The following is a 26,284-nucleotide window of genomic DNA, read 5'->3' on the forward strand; positions in this document are numbered from 1 at the left end:
AATATTATAAATGAATTTAGGAGAGCACATGACAGGAGAAAGAAGTTTTTCAATTGTAAACTTATTATTTAAAACAGCAGCTATTATTTTAATTGCAGTTGGAGTATATTATTTTGTAAGTTTATTTTTAAAATTTGTTAAAGATAATAATAAGTCATATGATGAAACTAATTTAGATGTATTATTACAAGATATTAAGGTGTTTTTTAATGTAAATAAAAAATATTTATTTTTAGCAGCTAGTGGTTTAATTTTAGCTTATTTAACTTATGTTTTTGATATTGTTATTTTATCAATGGCAAGTTGAAGTTCTCAAGCGGCAGGTAAAATTATTTTGTTAGTAGCTACAATTTTGCCTATTCCATTATGAGCAATATCTTGAATAGGAAATATTTTTATTATTGCTAAAAGAAAAGAAAAAACAATTGAAGTTTAAAACAATTTAAATTTTATTGTGTAAAATGATAATTAGAAATTAAGGAGTTATATAGAATGACAAAAAAAGAATTAGAACAAAAAAAACATTATGTAAAGAAGACATTTAAAGATGCTAAAAATGTAGTGTTACGTGGTAATATGTTTATGTTAGCAATTGGGCTATTATTAGGAGCTTCATTTGGTGCAGTTGTTTCATCTTTAGCAAATGATGTTATTATGGCAGCTATTGCTTCAGTATTTAGTGTTAGTGATTTATCTTCATGAAAAGTTGGGCCTATATTAATTGGTAAATTTTTAGCTGCACTATTACAATTTATTATAGTTGCAACATTTATCTTTTTAGGTCTAATCATTGTATTTGGTATTAAAAATTTAGCTGACTATAACAAAGCTAAAAAATTGCCAATTGAGCCAGAAAAAGAACCAGTTCCAACAACTGAAGAATTAATTCTAGCCGAATTACAAAAACTAAATTCAGAATTAACTAAAAAAACACAAAAGAAATAAATATATTTATAAATAAAATTCGAGTTTAACACAATTAAAATACAATTTTAATTTGAGTTACAACTTGATTTTTTTATATTCAAAATTAATATAAAATTTTCACTAAAAACAAGAATAATTATTTTTTGCTTTTTTCTTTTTATTATTTAAAATAAAAAATTAGTTTATAATTATTTTTGCTAAACACGCATCCTTAGCTCAGTAGGTAGAGCAAGGGACTCTTAATCCCTGGGTCGTGGGTTCGAGCCCCACAGGATGTACCATATAAAAAAGACAAGCTAAAAAAACTTGTCTTTTTTTATACTATTCTATTTTTACTTCTAATAGATCATCTATAACATTAACTGATATACAAGAAGCATTTTTTGTTTCATTTTTTATAATTAAATCTGCTATTTTATTTTCTATATTATTTTGAATATATCTTTTAATAACTCTTGCCCCAAAAGCTGGGTCATAAGAATTTTTGGCAATATATTCAAATACTTTTTTATCTACGAATAATTCCAAATCATGATTATCATTTAATCTTTTGTTAAGTTTCTCAAGTTCGATTTTTACTATTTTTTCTATTATGTCAATGCTCAAAGCATTAAAAGGAATTATTTCATCAATTCTATTTATAAACTCAGGTTTGAATTTCTTTAATAAAAGTTCTTTTATTTCTTCTCTAGATAATTTATGCTCCATGATTTTTTCAGAACCTATATTTGAAGTTAAAATAATTATAGAATTTCTAAAATTAATTTTTCTACCCTTAATATCAGTTAAAGTACCATTATCCATTATTTGAAGTAATATATTTAAAACATCAATATGAGCTTTTTCTATTTCATCAAAAAGAATAATAGAATAAGGATTTTGTCTTACTTTTTCAGTTAATTGTCCACCATTTTCATCATATCCAATATAACCTGGAGGCGATCCAATTAATTTTGATACAGTGTGTTTTTCCATATATTCAGACATATCTAGTCTAATCATATGATCTTCATCATCAAATAAATTAGCTGCTAAAGCTCTAGCTAATTCTGTTTTTCCTACTCCTGTAGGTCCGAGAAATAAGAATGAACCAATTGGTCTATTAGGATCATTAATATTAGCCTTAGCCTTTTTAATTGCTTCTGAGACAAGATTTATTGCTTCTGGTTGTCCTTTAACTCTTTTTTCTAAATTAGCACTTAAATTTAGAAGTTTATTTCTTTGAGTTTCTAATAATTTATTTACCGGTATTCCTGTTCATTTACTTACAATAGTAGCAACTTCTTCGGTGTCTATAGTTTCTTTAATTAATCGATTTTTTAATTTTTCTAAAGATTGTTCTACTTCTTTTTTTGATTTTTCTAATTCAGGTAATAATCCATACATTATTTTAGAAGCTTGAATGTAATTACCTTCAGATTGAAGCACGGTTAATTGTCTTTTATTTTCTTCTATGCTATCCTTAAATGAAGATAATTTTGCAATTAATTGTTTTTCTTCATCTCATTGATCTTGTAAAGTTTTACGTTTTGATTTTAATTTGTTTAAAATTTCTTCAATTTCTTTTACACGAGCAACATTCTTTTTAATATTTTTTTCTTCTGGGTCTTCAAGAGCCACTTTTTCTATTTCTAGTTTTGCTATTTCATAGTTAAGTTTTTCTATAGGTTCAGGAATATAATTCATTTCTGTTTTTATGCTTGAAGCAGCTTCATCAATTAAATCAATAGCCTTATCTGGTAAAAAACGATCAGAAATATATCTGGCTGATAGATTTGCTGCCGCTACTAAAGCTTCATCTTCTATCTTTACTTCATGAAAAGCTTCAAATCTTTCTTTAATACCTCTTAAAATGGTAATAGTATCATTAATTGAAGGTTCAGCTATATAAACTTTTTGCATTCTTCTTTCTAAAGCTGAGTCTTTTTCAATATATTTTCTATATTCATCCAAAGTTGTTGCACCTATTAAATGTAGTTGTCCTCTAGCCATCATTGGTTTTAGCATATTAGCTGCATCCATATTACCTTCTCCAGATGCCCCTGCTCCAACTAACATATGAATTTCATCTATAAATAAAATAATTTCTCCATTTGAATTTTCAATTCTTTTTAATATAGCTTGAATTCTTTCTTCAAATTGACCTCTATAACTAGTTCCTGCAATTATTGAAGACAAATCTAATTCGTAAAGTTTTTTAGATTTTAAATTTTGAGGAACTTGGTTTTCAACTATTTTTCTAGCTAAACCTTCAACAATAGCAGTTTTACCTACCCCTGGTTCTCCAACTAGTACTGGATTATTTTTAGTTTTTCTAGATAGAATTCTAACTAAAGACCTAATTTCTTCATCTCTGTTAATAACAGGTTCTAACTTTCCTTGGCTTGCAAGTTCTGTTAAATCTCTTCCATACTTAATTAATGGATCTTTATTGTCTTCTGCTGGTGTTCATGATGCGTCCATATTTACCTCCTAACGTTAATATTATAGCACTTTTTAGCACTTGCTATAAAAGAGTGCTAAAAAAATTAAAAATTTTGGCTGTGGAAAATTAAATATTAATTAATTAATATTATGGTAAATTATAAAGTTAAAAAGTAATATAATATTTTTAGGTTATTTTATAACCGCTTGAGCATGGAAAACATAAATGGAAAAAAATTTTGAATAACTTATGCCACATTAAATGCAGCTTTACTTATCGTATTTGCTTCATTATCACCTTTTGATTATTCACTTATATTAGGATATTTTGTGGGCATAGTTAGTTTTTTATTATTTTTAGGTTCATTATTTATGATTCTAAAAACAATGAATAATATTAAAGAACAAAAAAATGTTAAGAATTATAAGTTTATTAGCATTTTAATTTTTGCTGTTTTATTAATTTTAAATGCTTTACTTTTTGGTTTTTTTATATGATTAAATACTCATTACCATACAAAATTCAAATTAAATAAACCAATAGCATTTTTTCCATTTAATGTAATAACAATGACTGCACCATATTTATTATTGTCAATATATTTAATAATATGAGTGTTAAGTGCATTAATTAAATCTAAAATTAAAAAAAGAAAGGAGAATTATGGACAAATTACTAAAAATTAATTGATTTGGTTCATCAGAAATAAATTCAAATCAAATTTTTTCTATGATAGCTTTAGTTTTTATAGTTTTAATTCTTTCGGTATTAATTTATGTTGCCGTAAAAAGACAAAAAGCAAATAAAGCACCTAATGCTGCAATTTTACTTGTTGAAACCGCTGTAATTGGTGGAGATAACTTTTTTAGTGAAACTCATGAATCGAAATTTGATAAAGCAAATCCATATTTAATTTCTTTATTTGTTTTTATTTTCTTTGGAAATATATTATCTTTAATTGGATTTGCTCCAATAGGAACCAGTTTGTCAGCAATTTTAGCCGCAACAGTTGTAACATGATTAGGAACAGCAGGGGTAGGTATAGCTTATAATAAGATTAAATATGTTATTAAGCTTTTAAATCCATTGGAATTTGCCTCAAATTATTCGCCAATTATTTCTATGACTTTCCGGGTTTATGGAAATATTATTGGAGGAGTTGTGTTATTTTTCTTAACATCAATATTTTTAAACAACATATGAGCAAAAATAATTGGTGTTGAAATAACTTCTGCAGCATCAACATTTAATCCATTTGGAGTTTTAGTTTTACCAGCATTTAATTTATATTTTGATTTATTTGGTGGAGCTATTCAAGGTTTTGTTTTTGTTGTATTAACTATTTCTTATTGATCTCAAGCAGCGGAAGTTAATATTAAAGAAAAACATAAGAAGAAAATTAGAGATTGAAAAAAGAAAATAATTGAAAATAAACATAATTCTCAAGATATTAATGCTTAGTCAATAGAAAAAGAACAAGAAAAAAATATACAAAAAATTTAAAATAAAAATTATATATAGGAGAAATCATGATTGATAAGTTAGATAAATTAAATGAAATAGTTCAAAAATTCGATCCTTCTAAAGCAGGAACTAATACTGGAGTTAATTATCCTTTTGCTTATGGGTTAACAATGTTGGGAGCTGGTTTAGCTATTTGTGGAGCCGGTGTAGTTTCACTTGGACAAGGTATTGCAGTTGCAAAAGCTTGTGAAGCGATAGGAAGAAACCCAGAAGCATTGTCAAAAGTCCGTACATTATTAATTTTAGGTTTGGCTATTGTTGAAACTGCTTCAATTTATTGTTTAGTTATTTCATTGCTACTAATATTTGTTTAGCTAGTGTTTTAGATATTTATGAATAATATAGTTTCAAAAATGTCTTCAGGAAACGGAACAATTTCTGAAGAGTTACAAAACACTTTCTCAGGATTATCATTTAATTGACCTTTATTTGTTTTTTCTTTAATTGTTTTAATGTTGATTACTGTTATTATCACTTTTTTGGTATATAAGCCAATTAAAAGAATGGTAAAACAACGTCAAGATTTAATTCAAGGAAACATTGATGCTTCAATTAAAGCAAAAGATGATGCTTTGAAAGCACAAGAAGAACATTATAAAAAAATTATTGAGGCAACAAATCAAGCTGCAACCATAATAAATAACGCTAAAGTCGAAAGTGAAAGAATTGTAAATAGTGGTTCGGCTATGGCTAAGAAAAAAGCCGAAATGATGTTAAGTCAAACAGAAGTTTTAATAAACAAAAAAAGGGCCGAATTTAGCAAGGAACAAAAGAAAATTATTATGGAAAATGCAGTCGAATTAGCAAAGAAAATAATTGGCCGTGAAATAAAAGAAGCAGATAATATTAAAATGATAAAAGAAGTGATGGGTAACTAGTCTATGACGGATCTTAATCAAATTGTAAATAATTGATCTTTTGCATTATTTGATCTTGCTAGATGTTCTAATGAAATAATTAAAATAACGAATGAGAGTGCAAAAATATTAAAAGTACTAAAGGAAAATAAAGAGTATTTAAAAATGCTGAATTCTTTTGATATAGATGAAGAAAAAAAATATGTTTTAATTGATGAAGCATTTAATTCTTATCACCCTTATATTTTAAATACAATTAAATTAGCTACAAAAAGGCATCTTGCTAAATATTTAGATTTAATTTTTCATAGATTTATAGAATTATCAAATGAAAAAATGAATATAAAATATGGGATAGTTTTTACACCTAAAAAAATATCAAAAGAAGATTTAAATAAATTAGAAAAAAAGATGTCTATTGATTTAGGTTCTAAAGTAAAACTTACCAATGAAATAGATACCAATTTAATTGGCGGAATAAGAATTAAAGTAGATGAATTTTTAATAGATAATTCCGTTTTAGGGAAATTAGAAAAAATAAAAAAATTAGTATAAGAAAGGAGAAAAAATGGCATTAAAACCAAGTGATTTATCAGCAATAATTAAAAATCAAATTAAAGATTTTAATGAAACTGTAAGTTATGAAGAAGTTGGCCGTGTTATAACTGTCGGAGATGGCATAGCAATGGTTAGTGGTTTAAACAGTGTTGAATATGGCGAATTAGTTATATTTGATTGTGGAATTGTTGGTATGGCTTTAAACCTTGAAGAAGAATTGGTTGGTATTGTTGTTATGGGAGACGATAGAAATATAGTAGAAAACTCTCATGTTAAACGTACTCATGATGTTATATCTATTAAAGTCGGTGATAATTTATTAGGTAGAGTTGTAGATGCCTTAGCAAATCCAATAGATGGTAAGGGCAAAATTGATAGCGAAATTAATCGTCCTATTTTTAAGATAGCTCCAGGCGTTATGACTCGTAAAGAAGTTTCAGAACCACTACATACTGGGATACTAGCAATAGATTCATTGATTCCTATAGGTAAGGGACAACGTGAATTAATAATTGGTGATAGACAAACAGGTAAAACTGCTATAACTATAGATGCAATTTTAAATCAAAAAGGTAAAGATGTTTATTGTATATATGTTGCAATAGGCCAAAAGAATTCAACTATAAGTCAAATTGTTGATCAACTTGAAAAACATGATGCACTTAAATATACAACTGTTGTTGCAGCATCTGCCTCTGAAAGTGCTCCATTACAATATATAGCTCCTTATACAGGAGTTACAATAGCAGAAGAATGAATGGCAAGAGGGAAAAATGTTTTAATAGTTTATGATGATTTGTCTAAGCATGCTGTAGCTTATCGTACATTGTCTTTATTGTTAAGAAGACCTCCTGGACGTGAAGCTTATCCCGGAGATGTTTTTTACTTACACTCACAATTATTAGAAAGATCTGCTCGTTTAAATGAAAATTATGGAGGCGGTTCAATTACTGCTTTACCAATCATTGAAACTCAAGCAGAAGATATTTCAGCTTATATTCCAACAAATGTTATTTCCATTACAGATGGTCAAATATTTACCAAAGAATCATTATTTAATTCTGGACAAAGACCTGCAATTGATATAGGTTATTCTGTTAGCCGGGTTGGATCAGCCGCTCAAACAAAACTAACTAAAAAAATAGTTTCTAGTTTAAAACTAGAATTAGCACAATATAACGAAATGCAAGCTTTTGCTCAATTTGGGTCTGATTTGGATCAAAACACTAGAACTATATTAGAACATGGTTCAAAAGTTTATGAATTACTAAAACAATCACAATACTCTCCATATTCTCCATCAGAACAAATAATATTATTATTCTGTGCTAAATATCGTTTGATAAATGTTATACCAAAAAATAAAATAATTAAATATCGTCAAGATATTTTAACTTACTTTTCAACTAATACAAATGCTGCAAAAGTATTTAGAAAATTAAATGAAGCTGCTGATTGAACTAATGAATTAATAGAAGCTATATATAAACAAATAATGTTGTTTAATGATTTGTTTATAAAAACAATTCCATTATACAATGAAGAGTTATATCAACCGGTGCCTGAATTACCATGGAAAGCTTACAAAAAATAAAACAAAGAATTAGTTCAATTAATTCAACAAAAAAAATAACTAAGGCAATGGAATTAGTTGCCACAGCTAAATTTTCTAAAATAAAAAATAAAGTAGATAGTGTTAGGTCATATTACAAAAATATAGAATCAATATTTTTAAGTTTAATTAAAAATACACACCAAGATATTGATAAATTATTAAACAAACATGCTTGAAAATTTGCTTCAAAAAGAAATTTATATATTGTTTTTGGTAGCGATTTAGGACTTTGCGGTTCTTTTAATTCTGAAATGTACAAAAAAATATGTGAAACTGTTAGTGGAGACGATATATTAATTGTAGTAGGATCTAAATTATTGAGTTTAATTGACAAAAATAAAAAATATCATATTATTCAAACCTTAACTCAAATTGGTGATAACCCAACTTTTGAGGTTGCTCAAGTGGTTGCAAATAAAATATATGATGTTTTAGAAATATCACTTTTAGAATCAGTTAATTTAATTTACACATATTATGAAAATCCATTAAAAGCCGATCCTATTGTAAAAGAAATTTTTCCTATTTCAAAAAAAACGATTGAAAAATATGAAAATGAAAATAAATCAGAATATAAGGAAGATATTATTTTTGAACCAAACCCAGAAACAATTTTGCAAAACTCATTTAGAATATTTTTTGAAGCATCTATATTTAATGCTCTAACAAATGCAAAACTAGCTGAAACAAGCCAAAGAAGAACTGCTATGGAGCAAGCTAGTGATAATGCCGAAGATTTAATTAATGAGCTTAAAATAAAATATAATAGTTCTCGTCAATCAAAAATTACTCAAGAACTTACTGAAATTGTTAATGGAGCAGGTTCTTAGAAAGGAGCAAATATATGCCAAGACAAAAAAAACAAGAAGAAGAAAAAAATTATGGTGTTATAACGCAAATTTTAGGAGCGGTTATTGATGTCAGATTTGATGAAGGCAAGGCTCCAAAAATGTTGAATGCTTTAATGGTTATTGATGAAAAAAATCCTGAAAATCAACAACTTTTGGAAGTAGCTCAACATATAGGTAATGATACAGTTAGAACAATAGCAATGAGTTTAACAATTGGATTAAAAAGAGGAATGAAAGTTTTAGACCTTAAAAGCCCTATCACAGCCCCAGTTGGAAAAGAAATATTATCTAGAATGTTTAACGTTTTAGGTGAGCCTATAGACTTACAAGGTGGTAAATTTGAAAATCGTTTGCCAATTCATAGACCTGCACCAAGTTTTGAAGAACAAAAAGCAACTTTAGAAATATTTGAAACTGGTATAAAGGTTATAGATCTTTTAATACCCTATATTAAAGGTGGAAAAATAGGTTTATTTGGTGGAGCCGGTGTTGGTAAAACCGTTTTAATTCAAGAATTAATTAATAATATTGCAAAACAACATGGAGGATTATCTGTCTTTGCTGGAGTTGGTGAAAGAACAAGGGAAGGCAATGATTTGTATCATGAAATGAAGGCTAGTGGAGTTTTGGATAAAACCGCTTTAGTTTTCGGACAAATGAATGAACCTCCTGGAGCAAGAATGAGAGCTCCATTTACTGCGCTAACAATGGCTGAATATTTTAGAGATTCAATGGGTCAAGATGTTTTATTATTTATTGATAACATTTTTAGATTTACACAAGCAGGATCAGAAGTTTCGGCTTTATTAGGTAGAATGCCTTCAGCTGTTGGTTATCAACCCACACTAGCAGTTGAAATGGGTCAATTACAAGAAAGAATAACTTCAACTAATAAAGGTTCTATTACTTCAGTTCAAGCTGTTTATGTTCCTGCTGATGACTTAACTGATCCTGCTCCCGCAACAACTTTTACTCACCTTGATGCCAAAACAGTTCTAGATCGTGATATTGCAGCTTTAGGTATTTATCCTGCTATAGATCCGCTAGGTTCAAATTCAAGAATGATGGACCCCAACATTATAGGGTTAGAACATTATAATACAGCTAGAGAAGTCCAAAATATATTACAAAGATTTAAGGAATTACAAGATATTATAGCAATTTTAGGTATGCATGAATTATCAGAAGAAGATAAGAAAGTTGTAGCAAGAGCTAGAAGAATAAGAAGTTTTTTATCTCAACCATTTTTTGTTGCAGAAAAATTTAGTGGTATCCCAGGAAGATATATAGAATTGCAAGATACTCTTCATTCTTTTAAAGAAATTTTAAGTGGAAAATATGATGAATTACCAGAAGAGGCATTTTTATATGTGGGAACAATTGAAGATGTTATTGAAAAAGCTAAAAAATTAGGTTACAAGTTTGAAAAATAAATATGTCAAATAAAAATATAGATGTTATTATTACAACTCCTTTAGGAATATATTATGAATCCAAAGCTTCAATAGCAACTTTTTCTACCACAGAAGGTCAAATAGGTTTGATGAATGGAGCCATACCTTTTATGGCAGCCTTAGTTCCTTCGCAAATAATAATAAAGCCTATAAATGAAACAAAACATAAGGTATTTTTTATTGATCGAGGTATTGCAGAATTTAAAAATAATTTATTATCTTTGATAGTTAATCATATAGATGTTCAACCTTTTGATTTAGAGGCTAAATTTAAGCAAAATGATCAAAAGAAATATACTGTCATTGAAGAATTAGTTTTGAAAAAACGTATCGCTGAACAAAACAAATAATTACATATTAAATTAATACTTAAGAAAAATTCTTAAGTGTTTTTTTATAAATTTAATATATTTTTCTTCTAAAAATTAGTTATAAATACTTTTTTGTTAAAATTATAAATGTATTAGAATAAAAAAATGGAGAAAATATGAAGAAATCACTAAAAATATTAACTGCTTTAGGCGCTTTAAGTTCTATAGTGCCTATATCATTTTCATTAATTTCTTGTGAAAATAAAGAAGTTAAAAAATTAAGCAATACAATTGCTGAATTAAAAACCAAATTAAATGGTAAAGATTTAAGAGAAGACCAAAAAGAAAAATTAAAAGTAGAAATTGAAAAAGCTGAAGCAATTTTAAATAAAACAGGTGTAACTGCAGAAGAAGCGAAACAAGCTAAAGAAGCTCTTCAAAATTCTTTTAACGAAATAAAAAATCTTCCCGATCCTCACACTCAAACACCAGAGGAATTGGCTAAAAAAGCAAAGGAAGAATTAAACACATACATTGAAGAATTAAAAACAAAATTAACTTCAGAAGAATTAAAAGAAGATCAAAAAACAAAATTAAAAGTAGAAATTGAAAAAGCAGAAGCAATTTTAAATAAAACAGGTGTAACTGCAGAAGAAGCAAAACAAGCTAAAGAAGCTCTTCAAAATTCTTTTAACGAAATAAAAAATCTTCCCGATCCTCACGCTCAAACACCAGAGGAATTAGCTAAAAAAGCAAAGGAAGAATTAAACGCATACATTGAAGAATTAAAAACAAAACTAACTTCTAATGAATTAAGAGAAGATCAAAAAGAAGACCTTCAAAAAGCCATTTTAAAAGCTGAAGAAACTTATAAAAAAGAAAATGGAACAGAAAAAGAATATAAAGATGCTAAATCAGTTTTAAAAACTTCTTATGAAAAAATACTATCAAAACCAGAAGAAACACCAAAGCAAAAAGCATTAAAAGAATTTAATACTGTTAAATCTCAAGTAGAAAAATATGTATTACAAGACTTAAAATATGATTATTTAGTTAATTTAAAAAGCGAGTTAGAACAAGTTATTGCAAATAATACAAATGTAGCTTTAGCATCTGATGCGACAGCTGAAAAAATTAATGAAGCTAAGACCAATTTAGAAAATAAATTGGAAGAAATTAAAACAAAAGTTTCTGAAGAAAGAGCCAATGAAGCAGATAAATTAGTTCAAAAATTACGTTTTAATAATAATAAATTTATTACAGAAATTGACAAAACAAACTTAGATTCAGAAATACTATATTTAATGGAAGAGGGCGCAACTGGTTCATACAAAGATTTTGAAGATCACATAAAATCTAGTGTTTTTACAATTGATTTACTAAATGAAAAAGGTCTTTCATCACAAAGTGTTGAAAATAAATTATATTCAGTAAAATGAGATTTAGGCACTAAAACAATGTCCGCTGAATTATCAATTGAGAATAAAAAGTATACTGTTTCAACAATATTTAAGTTTGATTCTCCAAATATTGAAGAATGATTTACAGTTTTAAATCCGAAACTTAAAAGCGATATAGATAAGCCAAATACCTTACCTAAATCAATAAATTATAAGAGTTTTGATTTAGCTAAAGAAGGCGGAAAATTTATTTATGAAAATGATTCTACAAAGCCAGAATTTATTAAATTTAAAACTCTAAGTAATAAAACAACTTCTAAATTAGAACAAGAAGGAAAAGTTTTAATATCTTTTGTTTTTGAAAGTTATGATGGTAATTATTCTTATACAAAAGAAGTTGAATATGAAGGTTTTAAGATATTTTCAGAAGCAGATTTAAAGCAAAATATAATTGACAAAATTGCAAATAAAACCATTTTTACAGGTCAACTAGATGCTTCCGTTATAGCAGAAATTAAAGCTTATAAGGAAAATGCTAAAAATGGAATTGATGAAAAAGTATTTGGTTATATAAAAGACAATAATAAAACTATTCAATATGGGCCAAGTAGTAAAAAAGCTAAAAAAGATTTTACTGGAATTACTTGAGATGAAGATTTTATTCAAGCAATTAAAACCAAAAAAATAGTTAGAGCCTTTAAAAAAGGTGGGCAACAAGCTAATAGAAAAGCACTAGAATTTACTCTTAAGGATGGTAAATTAAATATTGTATTTATGTTTGAAAGTGACAAAACTACCCCATATTATATTCAATTAGAACAATAAAAAAATAATAGCATATTTTAAAATAGCGGAAGCTTTTAGACCTTCCACTATTTTTTTATTTATAAATATAACTATTAATAACTTTTTTTATTTTCTATTTTTAATTTATGCTAAAATAATAAGGCTTATTATATGGCGTTCGTGGCGAAGTGGTTAACGCTCCGGGTTGTGGCTCCGGCATACGAGGGTTCGATCCCCTTCGAACGCCCCATTTTTTTTATCTTTTATTACTAACAAAAAAGTTGTGATTACTCACAACGCTGAATTGAAAATTCAAGTGCAACACTTTATTGATAAAATATTAGTGTGAGGTTGCTTGAATTTTTTTCTACTTAAAAAAATAAAAAAAGGCCTCACAAAAAACACCTAAGGAGACCTAATATGAATTATAAAGCATTTAAAAAATATTTTCACATTTCTTATGAAGAAAGATTTTTTATCAAAAAATTAATGGATAATGGCTATTCAATACGAAAAATTGCTAGACGATTACGCAGAAGTCCTTCAACCATTTCTAGAGAAATAAAAAGAAATCTTGATTTAACTGGAAATTATGATTCTTGTGCAGCAAATATAAAATCGTTTAAAAGACATTCTCATAAATATATGTTTAGATTTAATGTTAATTTTAGCTATAAAGAATTTACTAACATTTTTATTCAAAAATATGACAAAAAGTTTTTTGGTATAAAATCAACATATCACTATATTAAAACTAATTTTAAAATTAAATTACCATCACTAAGAACTGTTTTTAATTGGATAAAAAGCAATCAATGAACAATTAAAAAACATAATAGATTAAGGAGTTTTTATAAAAAGGGCGGCAAACGAACAGCTTCAGTTGTAAGCAGATTAGTTACAAGCGCTAGCTATGTTTTTCCGATTTGAACTAGACCTAAATCTATAGATTTAAGACAAGAATATGGTCATTGAGAAGCTGATCTAGTAATTGGCAAGCGCAGCACTGGTTTCAGAAATATTTTAACTTTAACAGAACGAAAAACAAGAATAGGCTTTGCAACATTTGTTTTAAGTAAATCAGGTTATGAAATTAATACTCAACTACGCAAGCTAATAAAAGAAAATAGTTTAATTGTTAAAAGTATAACAATTGACAATGGTATAGAATTTGAAAAAATAGGAATATTAGCCAAATGATTAAAAATAAAAATTTATCGAGCTGAACCTTATGCATCATTTCAACGTGGTTCAAATGAAAATTGAAATGGTTTAATTAGAAGGGAATATAAAAAAGGTTTTAACTTTAATACAATCAACATTGAAACGTTACAAAATATTTCAAATAAAATAAATGAAATGCCAAGAGAAATACTTGGTTGAAAATCTTCAAAAGAACTATTTTTAAAAGAAAATTACATCTAAGCTAATAATTAACAAATAAATAAATTAGAATTTATTTCTACCGAATAAACGGTGTTTTTTGTTTATTTAAATTGTTTAAAAAATACATAAAAACAAAAAAAACATATATTTTTACAAACTTTAAAATTTTAAATATATAATAAAAACATCAAGCACAATTATGTGTTGCACTTGATATTTCATTTAAGGAATGTTGAGTTTTATGTCTCAACATTTTAATTATATTAATCCACTAGTTGTTTTGCTTCAGTTAAATTAACACTAAAAAATGTAGTAACTCCACGTTTTTGCATAGTAGCGCCATATAATTTATCAACTCTTTCCATTGTTCCTTGACGGTGAGTAATCACTATAAATTGTGTATTTTCTTTTAAACTTTGTAAAAATTCTGCAAAACGAATAACATTTGCTTCATCTAGTGCAGCTTCAACTTCATCTAAAATACATAAAGGTAATGGTTTGGCTTTTAATAATGAGAATAACAATGAAATAGCAATTAAAGCTTTCTCACCACCAGAAAATAGTTTTAAATTCTTAATAGATTTTCCAGGAGGTTGTGCCATAACATCAATACCACTATCCAATAAATTTTCTGGATCAGTATATTTAATTTCAGCCATACCACCACCAAACATTTTTGAAAAAACATATTTAAATTCATTGTTGGCCAAAGTAACTGTATTAGTTATTCTTTCAATAATAATTTTATCCATTTCAGCAATAACTTCTTCAATTGTGGTTTTAGCATCTATTATATCTTGCTCTTGTTTTTTAACTTCATTATATCTATTTTCTGTTTCTTCTAATTGAGCAATAGAATCTAAATTGACATGTCCTAAATCTTTAATATCATTTTTTAAGTCTCGCACAAGATTTCTAGCTACTTCAAAATCAATTTCAGGGTTATAAAATTCTCTTGCTGTGTCAAACAACATATTATATTGTTCAGATAATCTTTGTTTTACATAGCCAATTGCTGTTTCAGCCTTAGATTTTTCAGCTATTTTCATAGCATTATCAGAAATTAAAGTATTTAGTTCATTATTAGCTTCTGCTAATTTTGTGTTTGCATCTGTAAATTCTCTTTTAGCTGATTGTAATAATTCAGATTGAGAAGTTTTGTTTGCGTTTAATTCACTTCTTTCTAAAGTTAATTTTTGAATTTTTAAGGCAATGTCTACTGTTTCTAGATTATCAAGTTTTTCTTTGGAAATAGATTCATATTTAATTCTAATTTCATCAAATTTTACATAAGCTTCTTTTAAACTATTTTCTTGTTTTGTTTTATCTAAAGTTAGATTTGAAAATAATGCGCTTAATTGTTGTAATTTTTGATCATTTTCATTAATTTCTTTTTCTTTTGCTGAAATGAAAGCAATTAAAGATGGCTTGGCATCTTGTAATTTTTTGATTTGCTCTTCGATATCTAATATATTAGCAGATTCATTCTTTTGACCACCGGTAATAACGCCGCCAGCTCTAATAATGTCGCCTTCTAAAGTTACAATCATGTATCTTTTTTCTAACAAGTAAGAAATTTTATTAGCATTTTCTATTGTGTCTGCTACTAATATACTTCCTAGTAAGAATTTTCTTAAAATATCAAATTCTTTTTCAACTTCAATTAATTCAGAAGCTACACCTAAAAAACCTTTTTGAGTTTGAGCCACAACTATATGTTGTTCAAAAACAAATTTTGGTTTTATTGAACCCAATGGTATAAATGTAGCTCTTCCACCTTTATTTTGTTTTAAAAATTCTACTGCTTTAACTGCTGTTTCTGAATTATCAACAACAATGTGTTGCAATGCATTAGATAAAACTGTTTCTATAGCAAGACTATATTTAGAATCTACTTTCAAAATATCAGATACTAGTCCCTTATAACCTTTGAATATATGGGCATTTTCAACAATATGTTTTGTTCCTTTTTGAAGATTTGTTTTAGAATGTCTCATTTCTTCAATAATGTCTAATTTAGAGTTAATTTTATGTAGTTTTTCTTTTTCAATATTAACGTCTCTTTTAGCATTGTTATTAGAAGCTGATAAATTGGTAATTTCTTGTGTTATATTTTCTAATTTATCTTTTTGTGTAGCAATATATTTTTTGTACGATTCAATTTTAGTATTTAAAGAACTCAATTCTTCTTTTAAAGCTTCAATTCTTTGTTCTTCAGTAACTTTTAGTTCACCATTAATAAGCATTTCACGTTGTTTTTCTTCACGAGCTGATCTAATTTCTAAATTTGATATATTTGAAGTTATTTCATCAATTCTAGTTTTTAACTTTTCAATTGAAGAATCCAATTGGACCATTAATTGTTGCTTTTGATTAGTAATTTCAGAATACATTTTTAGTTTTATTTCAAGATCTTCTTTTTGTTGGTTATATGCTAAGCCTTCTGAATTTAATTTTTCTAATCTTTCTGAATAAGACATAAAATCATGAACTAATAAGGAAACTTCCACTTCTTTAAGTTGTTCTGATTTTTGTTTAAATATTTTGGCTTTTTCAGCTTGCTTTTGTAAGGGCTTAATTTGTCTTTCTAATTCTTGGACTATAATTTCAATTTGTTCTAAAGCTTCATCTGTTCTTTCTAATTTTCTCATTGCTTCAGTTTTTTTAGAACGATACATTGAAGTACCAGAAGCTTCTTCAAATATTTCACGACGTCTTTCAGGTGTTGCTTCTGCTATATCAGATATGGTGCCTTGACCAATTATAGCTAAAGATGATTTTGAAATTCCACTTTGCATCGCTATTTCTTTTATATCTTTTTGTCTAGCTATTCCCCCATTAATATAGTATTCATTAGCACCTTTTCCCCTATTTAAAACACGAGATATTGTAAAAAAATCATGAGGTATGCTTACTGCTCTATCTCTATTATCAAAAGTTAAAATAACTTCTGCTTTATTCATTTCTTTTTCTGTTTTGGAACCGGCAAAAATAACATCTTCCATGCTATCTCCACGCAAAACCTTGGAACTAGTTTCACCTAGAACTCATCTTATAGCATCATTAATATTTGATTTTCCGGAACCATTAGGACCAATAATAGCGACAACGCCACCATCAAATTTTAATGATACTTTATCAGCAAATGATTTAAAACCATGAGCTTCAACTTGTATTAGTTTCATTATCTTCCTTTCGAGGCTAAAATACACAAATGCGTATTAATACATTATAAAAGAAAAAGATAAACAGATACTAAAAATACTATTTTTAGGTAATTTTAAATTTTTTTTAAACTTTTTCTGTTTTATTTTTTTTATTAAATTTATTTTTTTGCTTTGTTATTTTTTAAAACAAAAATTAAATTTAAAACTCAATAAAAAGTCTTAATTTAAGACAAAAAAATAATTAAATACAAAGTTTGAAATGTTTTTATTTAAATTTTTTTTAAAATTATTTAAATGTTTTTTAAATGCAATTTAATATATTTATTTATTTAATAAATATAATTAAGCATTGCTTTTGCAATATATAATTAATTTTTGATAAAATTTATTAATGTCTTATAACATAAGAGGAGAATAATAATGTCAAATAATAAAAAATGAAAAAATAAAAAAGTAAATATTAATAATTATCAGACTTTAGAAGTCCAAAAAGAAAAACGTACTTTATCTAATTCATGAAGGGTTGCCTTAACTGGATTATTTTTAATTGCAATTCCATCATTTTTAATATTTTTATTAGCAGGTAAAGATGGTTGAATTATATCATCTACCAAAACCTTAAATAGATGATCAGTGCTCTTGCCAATTGCCTTAGCAATAGCTGTTGTGCAAATATCAATTGTTTCTCTTCTGGCTCTTAAATTTAAAGTATTAAAGTTAAGCGCATTTATATTTTTAGTACCCGTTGCTATAGCTATGAATTCTTTTTTAGTATCATCTGGAGTTTCAGAATGACCATATAGAGTTTTGCCTGCTATTGGTTTAGCATTTTTATCAATTCCCATCCTTTTAATAGTTAAACATGTCGAAAAGAAAAAACAAGATAAATTGAAAACCCAAATTGAAAAAGAAGAAAGAGCTAAAAAATCTTTACTAGACTAAAGCAAATTTAGTTTAGTTTTTTAATTTATTTTATTTATACAAAAAAATAAGGAGGTTACTATGTATAAAAAAATTTCTTTAGTTGACAAAGAATTAGAAACAATGATTAATAATGAATGCAAAAGACAAGAAGACCATATTGAATTAATTGCTTCGGAAAATTATGTTTCAGAAGATGTTTTAAAAGCTGCAGGATCTTGTTTAACTAATAAATATGGGGAAGGATACCCAAATAAAAGATATTATGGTGGTTGTGAATATATTGATCAAATAGAAATGCTAGCACAAGAAAGAGCTAAAAAACTTTTTAATGTTAATTTTGCTAATGTTCAACCATACTCAGGTTCTGTAGCAAATGCAGCAATATATTTGGCTCTATTGAACCCAGGCGATAAAGTTTTGGGTTTATCATTAGATTCGGGTGGACACTTAACTCACGGCTATAAAATTTCTTTTAGTGGAATTTTATATGAATCTTATTCATACTCTGTAGATGAAAATGGTTTTTTAGACTATGATAATATTTTAAAAATTGCAAAAAAAGTAAAGCCTAAATTAATAATTTGTGGATACTCAGCTTATTCTCAAATAATTCAATTTGATAATTTTAGAGAAATAGCAAATCAAGTGGGGGCTTATTTATTAGCTGATATTTCACACATTTCAGGTTTAATAATAGCTGGATTACATCCATCTCCAGTTCCTTATGCTGATGTAATAATGACAACAACTCATAAAACATTAAGAGGGACAAGAGGAGCAATAATTTTAAGCAATAATGAAGAAATAGCTAAAAAAATAGATAAAGCTGTTTTTCCAGGGTATCAAGGCGGTGCTTTATTTCACCAAATAGCAGCTAAGGCAGCTTCTTTTTATGAAGCCTTACAACCTGAATTTGCAGAATATCAAGATCAACTTTTAAAAAATTCAAAAGTTTTTTGTCAAACATTTATAAATAAAGGCGCAAAAATAATATCGGGTTTAACTGCAAACAATTTATTTATGATCGATGTTAAGACTTCTTATAATTTAACTGGCAAAGAAGCTTCAAATATATTACAAGAATGCAATATTACAGTAAATAAAAATTCAATTCCAAACGATACAGAATCACCAATGATTTCCAGTGGTATTAGATTAGGTTCAGCCGCTATGACCTCTCGTGGTTTTTGTGAAGATGAATTTATTATTTTAGCTAACTTAATAGATAAGTGCTTAAGAGATCCTCAAAATGAAAATTTGAAACTAGTAATAAAAAAAGAAGTAGCCAAGCTAACTTCAATGTTTCCAATAAAAAGAAACTATATTAAAAAATAAAATGGAGAATTTATGATTAGCAAGGATTTAATTATCAAAATTAAAAATTGGATTTCATCAATAGCAGGTGTTGTCGATTTTAAAACTTTAACAAAAGAAAATGATATTGATTTTGACAACGATGGATTGGTAATAACAAAAAATAAGAAAAATAAAAATTTATTAGATTTGTGTATTGGTTTAATAATTTTAGTAAATATTAGTGCTAAAAATATTGTTGAAGAAATATACCAAATTATCAACTATAACCTTAAGGATCAAGACTTAAAAATTGGAAAAATATGTGTATACATTAAAGGAACAAAATAATGAGAAAAATAGATGGAAAAATATGATTAGAAGCAGTTACATCGGGTGCTTATAATTTAAAAAATAAACAAAATTCAATTAACGCATTGAATGTTTTTCCAGTACCTGATGGAGATACTGGCTCAAACATGGCTTCAACAATTATGTCAATCATTAATGGAAATGAAAAAGAAAATACAAATATTTCAGAAGTGGCTACAAAAATGGCTCAAGATATGTTGTTTTCTGCACGTGGTAATTCAGGTGTAATTTTAAGTCAAATTTTTAAAGGTTTTGCCTTAGGCTTTAATAATAAGACCGAAATCAATTCTTATGATTTAGTTAAATCTTTTCAATCAGCGTCCAATTCTGCTTACAAGGCTGTTTTAAAACCTATTGAAGGTACAATTTTAACAGTTATAAGAGAAACTTCAGAAGGACTAATAGACAATGTTCTTATTGATAGTGACATTAAGGATGTTTTTACAATAGCTTTAGGTTTAGCAAGAAAAAGTTGTGATAATACTCCTAATTTGTTAAAAGTACTTAAAGAAGTAGAAGTTACTGACTCTGGAGGAGAAGGTTTATATGCAGTATTAGAAGGAATGCTTGCATATTTTCAAGGTTCTCCTATTCAATTACTAAATAAAGAAGATGATGTAAATAAATTTATATCAGATACCGAAGTTTTTGAAGGCGAGTTTGGTTATTGCACAGAATTTATACTTGAATTAAAAAAACCAAAGAAGTTTAATAGAGATTTTTTAATTAATAAATTAGAAAAAATTGGAAGTTCAATGGTTGTTGTTCAAGATAATTCAATTTTAAAAGTACACATTCATGCCATAAGACCAGGAGAAGTTTTAAATGCTGTTAATAGTTTAGGTCAATTTATTAAGGTTAAAATTGAAAATATGACTTTGCAAGCAAATGATAGTAAAAAAAATGCTGACACTTCAACTAAAAAAACAGAATGCAACAAAGATGATGAAAAATGTTTAGAAAGAAAAGCATCAGCTATAATATCATGTAATTCTGGAGCAGGTATTATTAGCACTTTAAAAGAAAATGGAGTATCTTACATTGTCGAAGGTGGCCAAACAAACAACCCTTCAATTAACGATATAGTGTATGCAATTAATTCAGTTAATGCTGAAACAATTTTTATCTTACCTAATAACTCAAATATTATTCTTTCAGCACAACAAGCATCTACTATTGTTAAAGATAAAAAAATTATTATTATTCCAACAAAATCTCAAGCTCAATCATTAAGCGTATTGTATAACTTTAGTAAAGATAATTCAGTAGAAGAAAACCACCAATTAATGCGTGATGCTTTAACAAATATTCATTATGGTGAGGTTGCTCCTTCAATTAAAACGACAAAATTAGATGGAATTAAAGTCAAGGCTGGCGAATTTATGACTATTAAAGAAGGCAAACTAACCAACACAGCCAAAACATTTAATGAAGCCGCTATAAAACTATTAAATGAATTAGTAAGTGAAGATACACAAATTGTTACATTGTTTTATGGCCAAGGGGTGACTGAAGCCGATATAAATGAATTACAAAATTATATTGAAGTAAATTTTGGTGTTAGTGTTGATGTATATAATGGCGGCCAAACTATTTATCCTTATTTAATTGCAGCGGAGTAAACTATGAAAAAAATTGTTTTTGATATTTTAAATAATGATGGCGGACATTTTAAAGCCTTAGATGCTGCTTTAAAATTTAAAAATGAAAACCCTAATTATCAACTTACTTTAGTTGGACCTGCAAATATAATTAAAGAATATTTGAAAAAAAACACAAATAAATTTGAAATTTTTGATTCAAATGGGTTGGCTCATATTGAAAATTCTCCTCGTGAAATTTTAAAAAATCAATCTACTATGTTAGATGCTTTTAATTTTTTAAATGAAAATGAATATGACGCAATTCTAAGCAGCGGAGATAGTGGATCTTTAATCTCTTTATCAAGCCTAAAAGTAAAAAGGTTGCCAAATGTAGCAAGACCTGCATTTATGCCTATGATCCCAACAATTAATAATAAATATATTTTACTTTTAGATGCTGGGGCAAATGTTGAAACACCTTCTGAATATTTAAATAATTGATCTTTAGTTGCTACAGAATATTATAAAAAAATTTTTAATATACAAAAACCAACAGTAGGTTTATTAAATATAGGAACAGAAGAATATAAGGGAAGCAACAATATAAAAGAGGCAAATCATTTGCTTAAAGATAATACTTTAATTAATTATCAGGGCTTTATTGAACCTAAAGATGCGATTGAAGGAAAAGTGGATATTGTCTTGGCAGAAGGCCAAATAGGAAATATATTTTTAAAAACTTTGGAATCTTCTTTTATAGGTTTTGGTAGGGTTTTAAAACAAACAATAATGTCAAGTTGTATATCTAAAATTGGTGGTTTATTTTTAAAACCAAAATTAAAAAAGATGAAACAAAGATTTGATTATAGAAATGTGGGTGGAGCATATATTGTAGGACTGGAAAAAGTAGTAGTGAAGGCACATGGTAGTTCTGATAAAATAGCTTTTTATAATGCTTTAAATCAAATTAAAAATTTATTAGAAAAAAATAATTTTATTGAGGACATAAAATCAAATTTGGGAGCTATAAATAATGAATAAAAAAGAAACATTATTTTGAGAAGAATTAAGAGCTTTGCTAGAATCATTTAATTTACCAACAGAAAAATTAAAACAAGAAGAAATAGAATTATTAATTACAGCTTTTACACACAAATCTTATTCAAACGAGCATAAAGATTGCAAAGACAATGATTATTTAGAATTTATAGGAGATGGTATTTTGCAATTTATTTTGACTGATTGAATATCTTCTAAAAAGAAATGATGAAAAGCGGGGTTGGCAACTCAGTTACGCAGTTCTGTTGTTGACAAAACAAATTTAGCTAATATTGCAACTAAATTTAAGTTAATGCAGTATTTAAGGCATTCTAAAACGGCCTTTATCAATGGTTTAAATAAAAAAACAATATCAAACTTATATGAATCATTTGTTGGAGCAATTTATATAGTTTATGGTTTATCAAAAGTAAGAGAATTTACTAATATTACTTTAAAGCCTACTTTTGATAGAGCATTAAACGTGAAACACAATCATCCAAAAAATTTATTGCAAGAACATTTCCAAAAATCAAGTAATTCAAAAATTGAATATATAACTGAAATTTTAGCCAATTCACAATTTGGATCAGTTGTTATGTTTGAAAATGTAAAATATGGCGAAGGAATAGGAAAATCTAAGAAAGATGCTGAAACTAATGCAGCAATAGATGCATTAGAAAAATTAGGAGTGTAATATGAGCTCTGGAAAGTTATTTGGTAGCATTATTAGCAATACAGGACTTTGAGGGGCCATAATTTCGACATTACTTATTACTTTTTTAGGTTTTGTTTTATTTAAAACTAAAATTTTAAATGATAATGCTACAACAGCAATTCAAAAAATAATAATTAATATTATTATTCCATTTTTATCTTTTTTTTCATTTATGAAAAATGCTGATAAAGCTGATTTAAAAACATATGGTATAGTTTTTGGACTTAGTGCCATTTATTATATTATTTTGACAACAATAGCAATATTATGAACAAAATTTTTACCTCACTTAATTCCTAAGAGGATTATAAAAAGAGCTCAAAAAGATTTTGAAGAATATCAAGCAAATGTTGAATTTGACATAAAACAAATTTGAAATCAAGGCGCTTATTTAGAAAAATTGCAAAGAAAACATTTAGTGACTTGATTAATGTGTATTTATGGATCAAATATTTTATTTGCCACTCCAATTGTTTTGGGTGTATTTCCTAATGGACCCGAATTAGGATCATTAAGTATTTGAAATATTCTTTATTATATTGGTGGTTTTGGTTTATCTTTTTCTTTATTATCTGGAGTTAAATTTACTAAAAAAGAATTCAAATACACATTGAAAAAAGCTATTTTAAATCCTGCATTTATTGTTGTTCTTATAGCTATAGGGTTATGAGCAACACAATATATACCTAGATTCGGTTCAACAATTAAAGACACAAATAAAATATTGTTAAATTCTGGCGGTAATTCAAATATATTTACTAAAGAAGGAACTTTTGGTCCAAATTTTAGTACATTATATGGACAAGAAATAACTGTTTTAGATGGTTTAAAAACTAAAAAAATTATTAATTGATTTAGATATGATAATTTAAAAAAATTATGATTTCCTTACAATGGAAAACCAACAGGATGATTTGATTGAAATGTGACTATGCCATATTTGGCTAAACCAGTTAATATTTTGGTGAGTTTAATTAGTCCTTTAATTTGGATAGTTATAGGAACTAGTTTGGCCAAAACTAATTTAAAGGAAATGTTTAGAAAAAAAGAAAATTGATTATTTTTATTTTATAAATCAGGTTTAGTTCCTTTGTTTATATTATTAATTGTAATGTTCTTTGTGACTAAAAAATTATTGCCCGTAAGCGTGGGAGCTGTATTGGTAATGGTTGGTGCAGTTCCTCCAGGAACAACAATTGTTTTATACTCACAACACTTTAAAAATCATGATAAATATACATCACAAGTAAGTAGTTTGTCTACTATGTCAAGTTTTATATTTATACCTACATGATTAGTTGTAGGAGAATTAGTTTTAAGTAAAATAGCTCAATAAAAAAACTAATGTTTAGAAAAGCTGGTTAATTTCAGCTTTTTTGTTTAAAAATTAAAATAGCAAAATTGTAGTTTTAAATGCATCTTTAAAAATTAAGAAGTTTTTTATTTTTCTATTTCCCTAAGAAAATTAAGTACATTTTCTTCTCGATTTTTCCTATTTTCAGAAAAATAACTTTCTATAGTTCTTTTCCCATTTTTTAGATATGTGGATTTATCTGCTTTATGTTCATATGCTTTTCTAATATAGGGGTATATACCAAAATTATTTTTTTGATTTAGCAAACTTTCATCTAAGGCTTCAGTATTTTTATCTAATTCTTCAAAATAGTTAATTAAAATTTTATTTGTATCAATATTAAGAATGTCTGATCCTTTAAAAAATGTGGTGTCCAAATTTGAAACACCATAAATATATATAGCATTCATTTTGGGGATATTTGAATTTCACATAGGCCTTGAAGAATCAATGCCTTTATTTCCTTTCTCGTTTTTGCTAAATTTTGTTTCTATTGGAATTATATATTTTTCAGTAAAAATTAAAAAATCAGGAAAATTTTGAGAACCATATGGTTGATAAACAAAATGACTTTTTACATTTTCAAATGGGTTAGAAACTAACTCAATAGAAGTCTTAGACAAAATATTATTTTTAATTTTTGGCAATTGATTAGCAATTTTAATGCTATTAGAATTATTTTCTAAATTTGTTATTTCAATAAGTCCTTTCTTAAAGTATTCTCCTGGAATTATTTCACTATACGACTTTTTAATTAAATTTCTAAATTTTTGTTCAAATTCTTGGCCTTCTGTTGAGGAACTATAAAAACTTCTTTTTTCCATAATGTTTTCAAATATTTCAGTTAGCATTATTTTTCTCCCTTTAATTTCATATACTCTTCCACAAAATCACTAGTGGAAAACCCGAAAACCTGAGTATTGTTTTTTGATAATTTTTCAAAATTAATTTTATTTATAATTTTTTTGGCTTTTTTATTTAAAATTTTAACAAAAAAATACTGCCTATTAGGTTTTAAATCTTTAGGATTAACTATTTTCAAATTGTAATCATAATAACCTTGTCTGTGAACAGCAAAATCTCATTTATAAATGTTTTTTTCAAAATATTTTAGTGTTTGCGGGGTATTATTATAAATAAATGTTTGAAAATCTTTATGACGTATTATTGGTTGATTTTTAATTCTAATATCTTTAGCATATGTATTTTTCGTAGTTCAAATTTGAAAAACGCATTTAACACCATATTGTTTATCATTTAGTATAAAAGACTTTTCTAATAAATTCAAAGAATAAATTAATTTTGCTTCAGGTAACACTTTTTTTTGAATTGAATATCTTTTAAATATATTTGGAAATATCATAGCAACATAATTAGCTTCTGTTAAACCTTTATTTAAAAACTCTAAAGCTTTCTTACCACGATAACCAAATGGAGGATTTCCTATTATAAACCTATTTTCACTAAAAGGTATATGTACACTTAAATAATCTTGTTTAATTATCTCATGGGATTTTGGATCAATATCATAAGCTAATATTTTTTCCGGTTTTACTCCCACCGAAACTAAAGCATCAATAAAATTTCCTGTTCCAGCAGAGGGTTCTAAAATTTCATCTTGCAACTGACTAGGAATTAAAGATTGCACAATTTCAATTAAAGAATCACAAATAATAGGATTTGTATAAAATTGATCTAATTTAATTTCTTTTTCCATACAATGACTTTCTCCTTATCATGT

At 26.7% G+C, this 26,284-nt stretch carries 24 protein-coding genes and 2 tRNA genes; 22 read left to right on the plus strand and 4 right to left on the minus strand.

Annotated features, from left to right (window positions below; translation table 4 throughout):
• Nucleotides 1–28 precede the first annotated feature (28 nt).
• The 3 genes from DMC14_RS01915 (at nt 29) to DMC14_RS01925 (ending at nt 1,208) form a co-directional block, all read left to right on the plus strand.
• The gene (locus tag DMC14_RS01915) at nt 29–436 is read left to right on the plus strand and encodes a hypothetical protein (RefSeq protein WP_116171547.1); all 408 of its coding nucleotides are present in this window, start codon (nt 29–31) and stop codon (nt 434–436) included.
• Nucleotides 437–492: 56 nt separating this feature from the next.
• Nucleotides 493–945, plus strand: a complete 453-nt coding sequence (locus DMC14_RS06235) for a large conductance mechanosensitive channel protein MscL (RefSeq protein WP_116171548.1) — start codon at nt 493–495, stop codon at nt 943–945.
• Nucleotides 946–1,132: 187 nt separating this feature from the next.
• Nucleotides 1,133–1,208, plus strand: a tRNA-Lys gene (locus DMC14_RS01925).
• Nucleotides 1,209–1,248: 40 nt separating this feature from the next.
• Here the strand turns inward: DMC14_RS01925 and DMC14_RS01930 are convergent.
• Nucleotides 1,249–3,390 (minus strand): ATP-dependent Clp protease ATP-binding subunit, encoded by a 2,142-nt coding sequence (locus DMC14_RS01930; protein ID WP_116171549.1) that lies wholly within the window; start codon nt 3,388–3,390, stop codon nt 1,249–1,251.
• Nucleotides 3,391–3,564: 174 nt separating this feature from the next.
• On the opposite strand from DMC14_RS01930, the gene DMC14_RS06240 reads away from it, so the two are divergent.
• From DMC14_RS06240 to DMC14_RS01990, 12 genes are all read left to right on the plus strand, one after another.
• Nucleotides 3,565–4,038, plus strand: a complete 474-nt coding sequence (locus tag DMC14_RS06240) for a hypothetical protein (RefSeq protein WP_116171550.1) — start codon at nt 3,565–3,567, stop codon at nt 4,036–4,038.
• Nucleotides 4,016–4,813 carry a F0F1 ATP synthase subunit A gene (locus DMC14_RS01940; RefSeq protein WP_116171551.1) on the plus strand — a complete coding sequence of 266 codons (798 nt, stop codon included), beginning with the start codon at nt 4,016–4,018 and terminating at the stop codon, nt 4,811–4,813. Before DMC14_RS06240 ends, DMC14_RS01940 begins: the two co-directional genes overlap by 23 nt.
• 68 nt (nt 4,814–4,881) lie before the next feature.
• Nucleotides 4,882–5,190, plus strand: coding sequence for an ATP synthase F0 subunit C (gene atpE, locus DMC14_RS01945; protein ID WP_175393443.1), 309 nt, complete (start codon nt 4,882–4,884; stop codon nt 5,188–5,190).
• An 18-nt stretch (nt 5,191–5,208) separates the two neighbouring features.
• Complete coding sequence (locus DMC14_RS01950; protein ID WP_116171552.1) at nt 5,209–5,754, plus strand: F0F1 ATP synthase subunit B family protein; 546 nt, start codon at nt 5,209–5,211, stop codon at nt 5,752–5,754.
• A gap of 3 nt (nt 5,755–5,757) precedes the next feature.
• A complete protein-coding gene (locus tag DMC14_RS01955; protein ID WP_116171553.1) occupies nt 5,758–6,288 on the plus strand; it encodes a F0F1 ATP synthase subunit delta in 531 nt (176 codons plus the stop codon).
• A gap of 13 nt (nt 6,289–6,301) precedes the next feature.
• Nucleotides 6,302–7,885 carry a F0F1 ATP synthase subunit alpha gene (atpA, locus tag DMC14_RS01960; protein ID WP_116171554.1) on the plus strand — a complete coding sequence of 528 codons (1,584 nt, stop codon included), beginning with the start codon at nt 6,302–6,304 and terminating at the stop codon, nt 7,883–7,885.
• The gene (gene atpG, locus DMC14_RS01965; protein ID WP_116171555.1) at nt 7,864–8,736 is read left to right on the plus strand and encodes an ATP synthase F1 subunit gamma; all 873 of its coding nucleotides are present in this window, start codon (nt 7,864–7,866) and stop codon (nt 8,734–8,736) included. The genes atpA and atpG overlap by 22 nt, the downstream gene beginning before the upstream one ends.
• A gap of 14 nt (nt 8,737–8,750) precedes the next feature.
• A complete protein-coding gene (gene atpD / locus DMC14_RS01970) occupies nt 8,751–10,190 on the plus strand; it encodes a F0F1 ATP synthase subunit beta (protein ID WP_116171556.1) in 1,440 nt (479 codons plus the stop codon).
• A 2-nt stretch (nt 10,191–10,192) separates the two neighbouring features.
• Nucleotides 10,193–10,561 (plus strand): F0F1 ATP synthase subunit epsilon, encoded by a 369-nt coding sequence (locus tag DMC14_RS01975; protein ID WP_116171557.1) that lies wholly within the window; start codon nt 10,193–10,195, stop codon nt 10,559–10,561.
• A gap of 137 nt (nt 10,562–10,698) precedes the next feature.
• Nucleotides 10,699–12,747 (plus strand): hypothetical protein, encoded by a 2,049-nt coding sequence (locus tag DMC14_RS06245; protein WP_137412665.1) that lies wholly within the window; start codon nt 10,699–10,701, stop codon nt 12,745–12,747.
• A gap of 135 nt (nt 12,748–12,882) precedes the next feature.
• Nucleotides 12,883–12,958, plus strand: a tRNA-His gene (locus tag DMC14_RS01985).
• Between the two features lie 170 nt (nt 12,959–13,128).
• Nucleotides 13,129–14,133 (plus strand): IS30 family transposase, encoded by a 1,005-nt coding sequence (locus tag DMC14_RS01990; RefSeq protein ID WP_116171706.1) that lies wholly within the window; start codon nt 13,129–13,131, stop codon nt 14,131–14,133.
• Between the two features lie 224 nt (nt 14,134–14,357).
• Here the strand turns inward: DMC14_RS01990 and DMC14_RS01995 are convergent, their stop codons facing one another.
• Nucleotides 14,358–17,279: an AAA family ATPase gene (locus DMC14_RS01995; RefSeq protein WP_116171560.1), complete on the minus strand. Its 2,922-nt coding sequence runs from the start codon at nt 17,277–17,279 to the stop codon at nt 14,358–14,360.
• 402 nt (nt 17,280–17,681) lie between these two features.
• Here DMC14_RS01995 and DMC14_RS06250 point away from each other — a divergent pair, with 402 nt between their 5' ends.
• The 7 genes from DMC14_RS06250 to DMC14_RS06260 are packed head-to-tail and all read left to right on the plus strand — an operon-like array spanning nt 17,682 to nt 24,525.
• Entirely contained in the window at nt 17,682–18,203 is a 522-nt protein-coding gene (locus tag DMC14_RS06250; RefSeq protein WP_116171561.1) for a hypothetical protein, read from the plus strand.
• Nucleotides 18,204–18,263: 60 nt separating this feature from the next.
• On the plus strand, nt 18,264–19,520 hold the full coding sequence (glyA, locus tag DMC14_RS02005) for a serine hydroxymethyltransferase (RefSeq protein WP_116171562.1): 1,257 nt from the start codon (nt 18,264–18,266) through the stop codon (nt 19,518–19,520).
• Between the two features lie 12 nt (nt 19,521–19,532).
• A complete protein-coding gene (locus DMC14_RS02010) occupies nt 19,533–19,829 on the plus strand; it encodes a hypothetical protein (protein WP_116171563.1) in 297 nt (98 codons plus the stop codon).
• Nucleotides 19,829–21,472, plus strand: a complete 1,644-nt coding sequence (locus DMC14_RS02015; protein WP_137412666.1) for a DAK2 domain-containing protein — start codon at nt 19,829–19,831, stop codon at nt 21,470–21,472. Before DMC14_RS02010 ends, DMC14_RS02015 begins: the two co-directional genes overlap by 1 nt.
• A 3-nt stretch (nt 21,473–21,475) precedes the next feature.
• Nucleotides 21,476–22,474 (plus strand): phosphate acyltransferase PlsX, encoded by a 999-nt coding sequence (plsX, locus tag DMC14_RS02020; RefSeq protein ID WP_116171565.1) that lies wholly within the window; start codon nt 21,476–21,478, stop codon nt 22,472–22,474.
• The gene (locus DMC14_RS06255) at nt 22,467–23,168 is read left to right on the plus strand and encodes a ribonuclease III domain-containing protein (protein ID WP_116171566.1); all 702 of its coding nucleotides are present in this window, start codon (nt 22,467–22,469) and stop codon (nt 23,166–23,168) included. Before plsX ends, DMC14_RS06255 begins: the two co-directional genes overlap by 8 nt.
• A 1-nt stretch (nt 23,169) precedes the next feature.
• Nucleotides 23,170–24,525: an AEC family transporter gene (locus DMC14_RS06260; RefSeq protein WP_116171567.1), complete on the plus strand. Its 1,356-nt coding sequence runs from the start codon at nt 23,170–23,172 to the stop codon at nt 24,523–24,525.
• A 104-nt stretch (nt 24,526–24,629) separates the two neighbouring features.
• Here the strand turns inward: DMC14_RS06260 and DMC14_RS06265 are convergent, their stop codons facing one another.
• Together DMC14_RS06265 and DMC14_RS06270 are read right to left on the minus strand one after the other, a co-directional pair.
• A complete protein-coding gene (locus DMC14_RS06265) occupies nt 24,630–25,394 on the minus strand; it encodes a type II restriction endonuclease (RefSeq protein ID WP_116171568.1) in 765 nt (254 codons plus the stop codon).
• Nucleotides 25,394–26,260, minus strand: coding sequence for an SAM-dependent methyltransferase (locus tag DMC14_RS06270; RefSeq protein WP_116171569.1), 867 nt, complete (start codon nt 26,258–26,260; stop codon nt 25,394–25,396). The genes DMC14_RS06265 and DMC14_RS06270 overlap by 1 nt, the downstream gene beginning before the upstream one ends.
• Nucleotides 26,261–26,284: the final 24 nt, after the last annotated feature.

It is taken from the genome of Metamycoplasma phocicerebrale, from assembly GCF_003383595.3.
In the GTDB taxonomy this organism is placed as follows: Bacteria; Bacillota_I; Bacilli_A; order Mycoplasmatales; family Metamycoplasmataceae; genus Metamycoplasma; species Metamycoplasma phocicerebrale.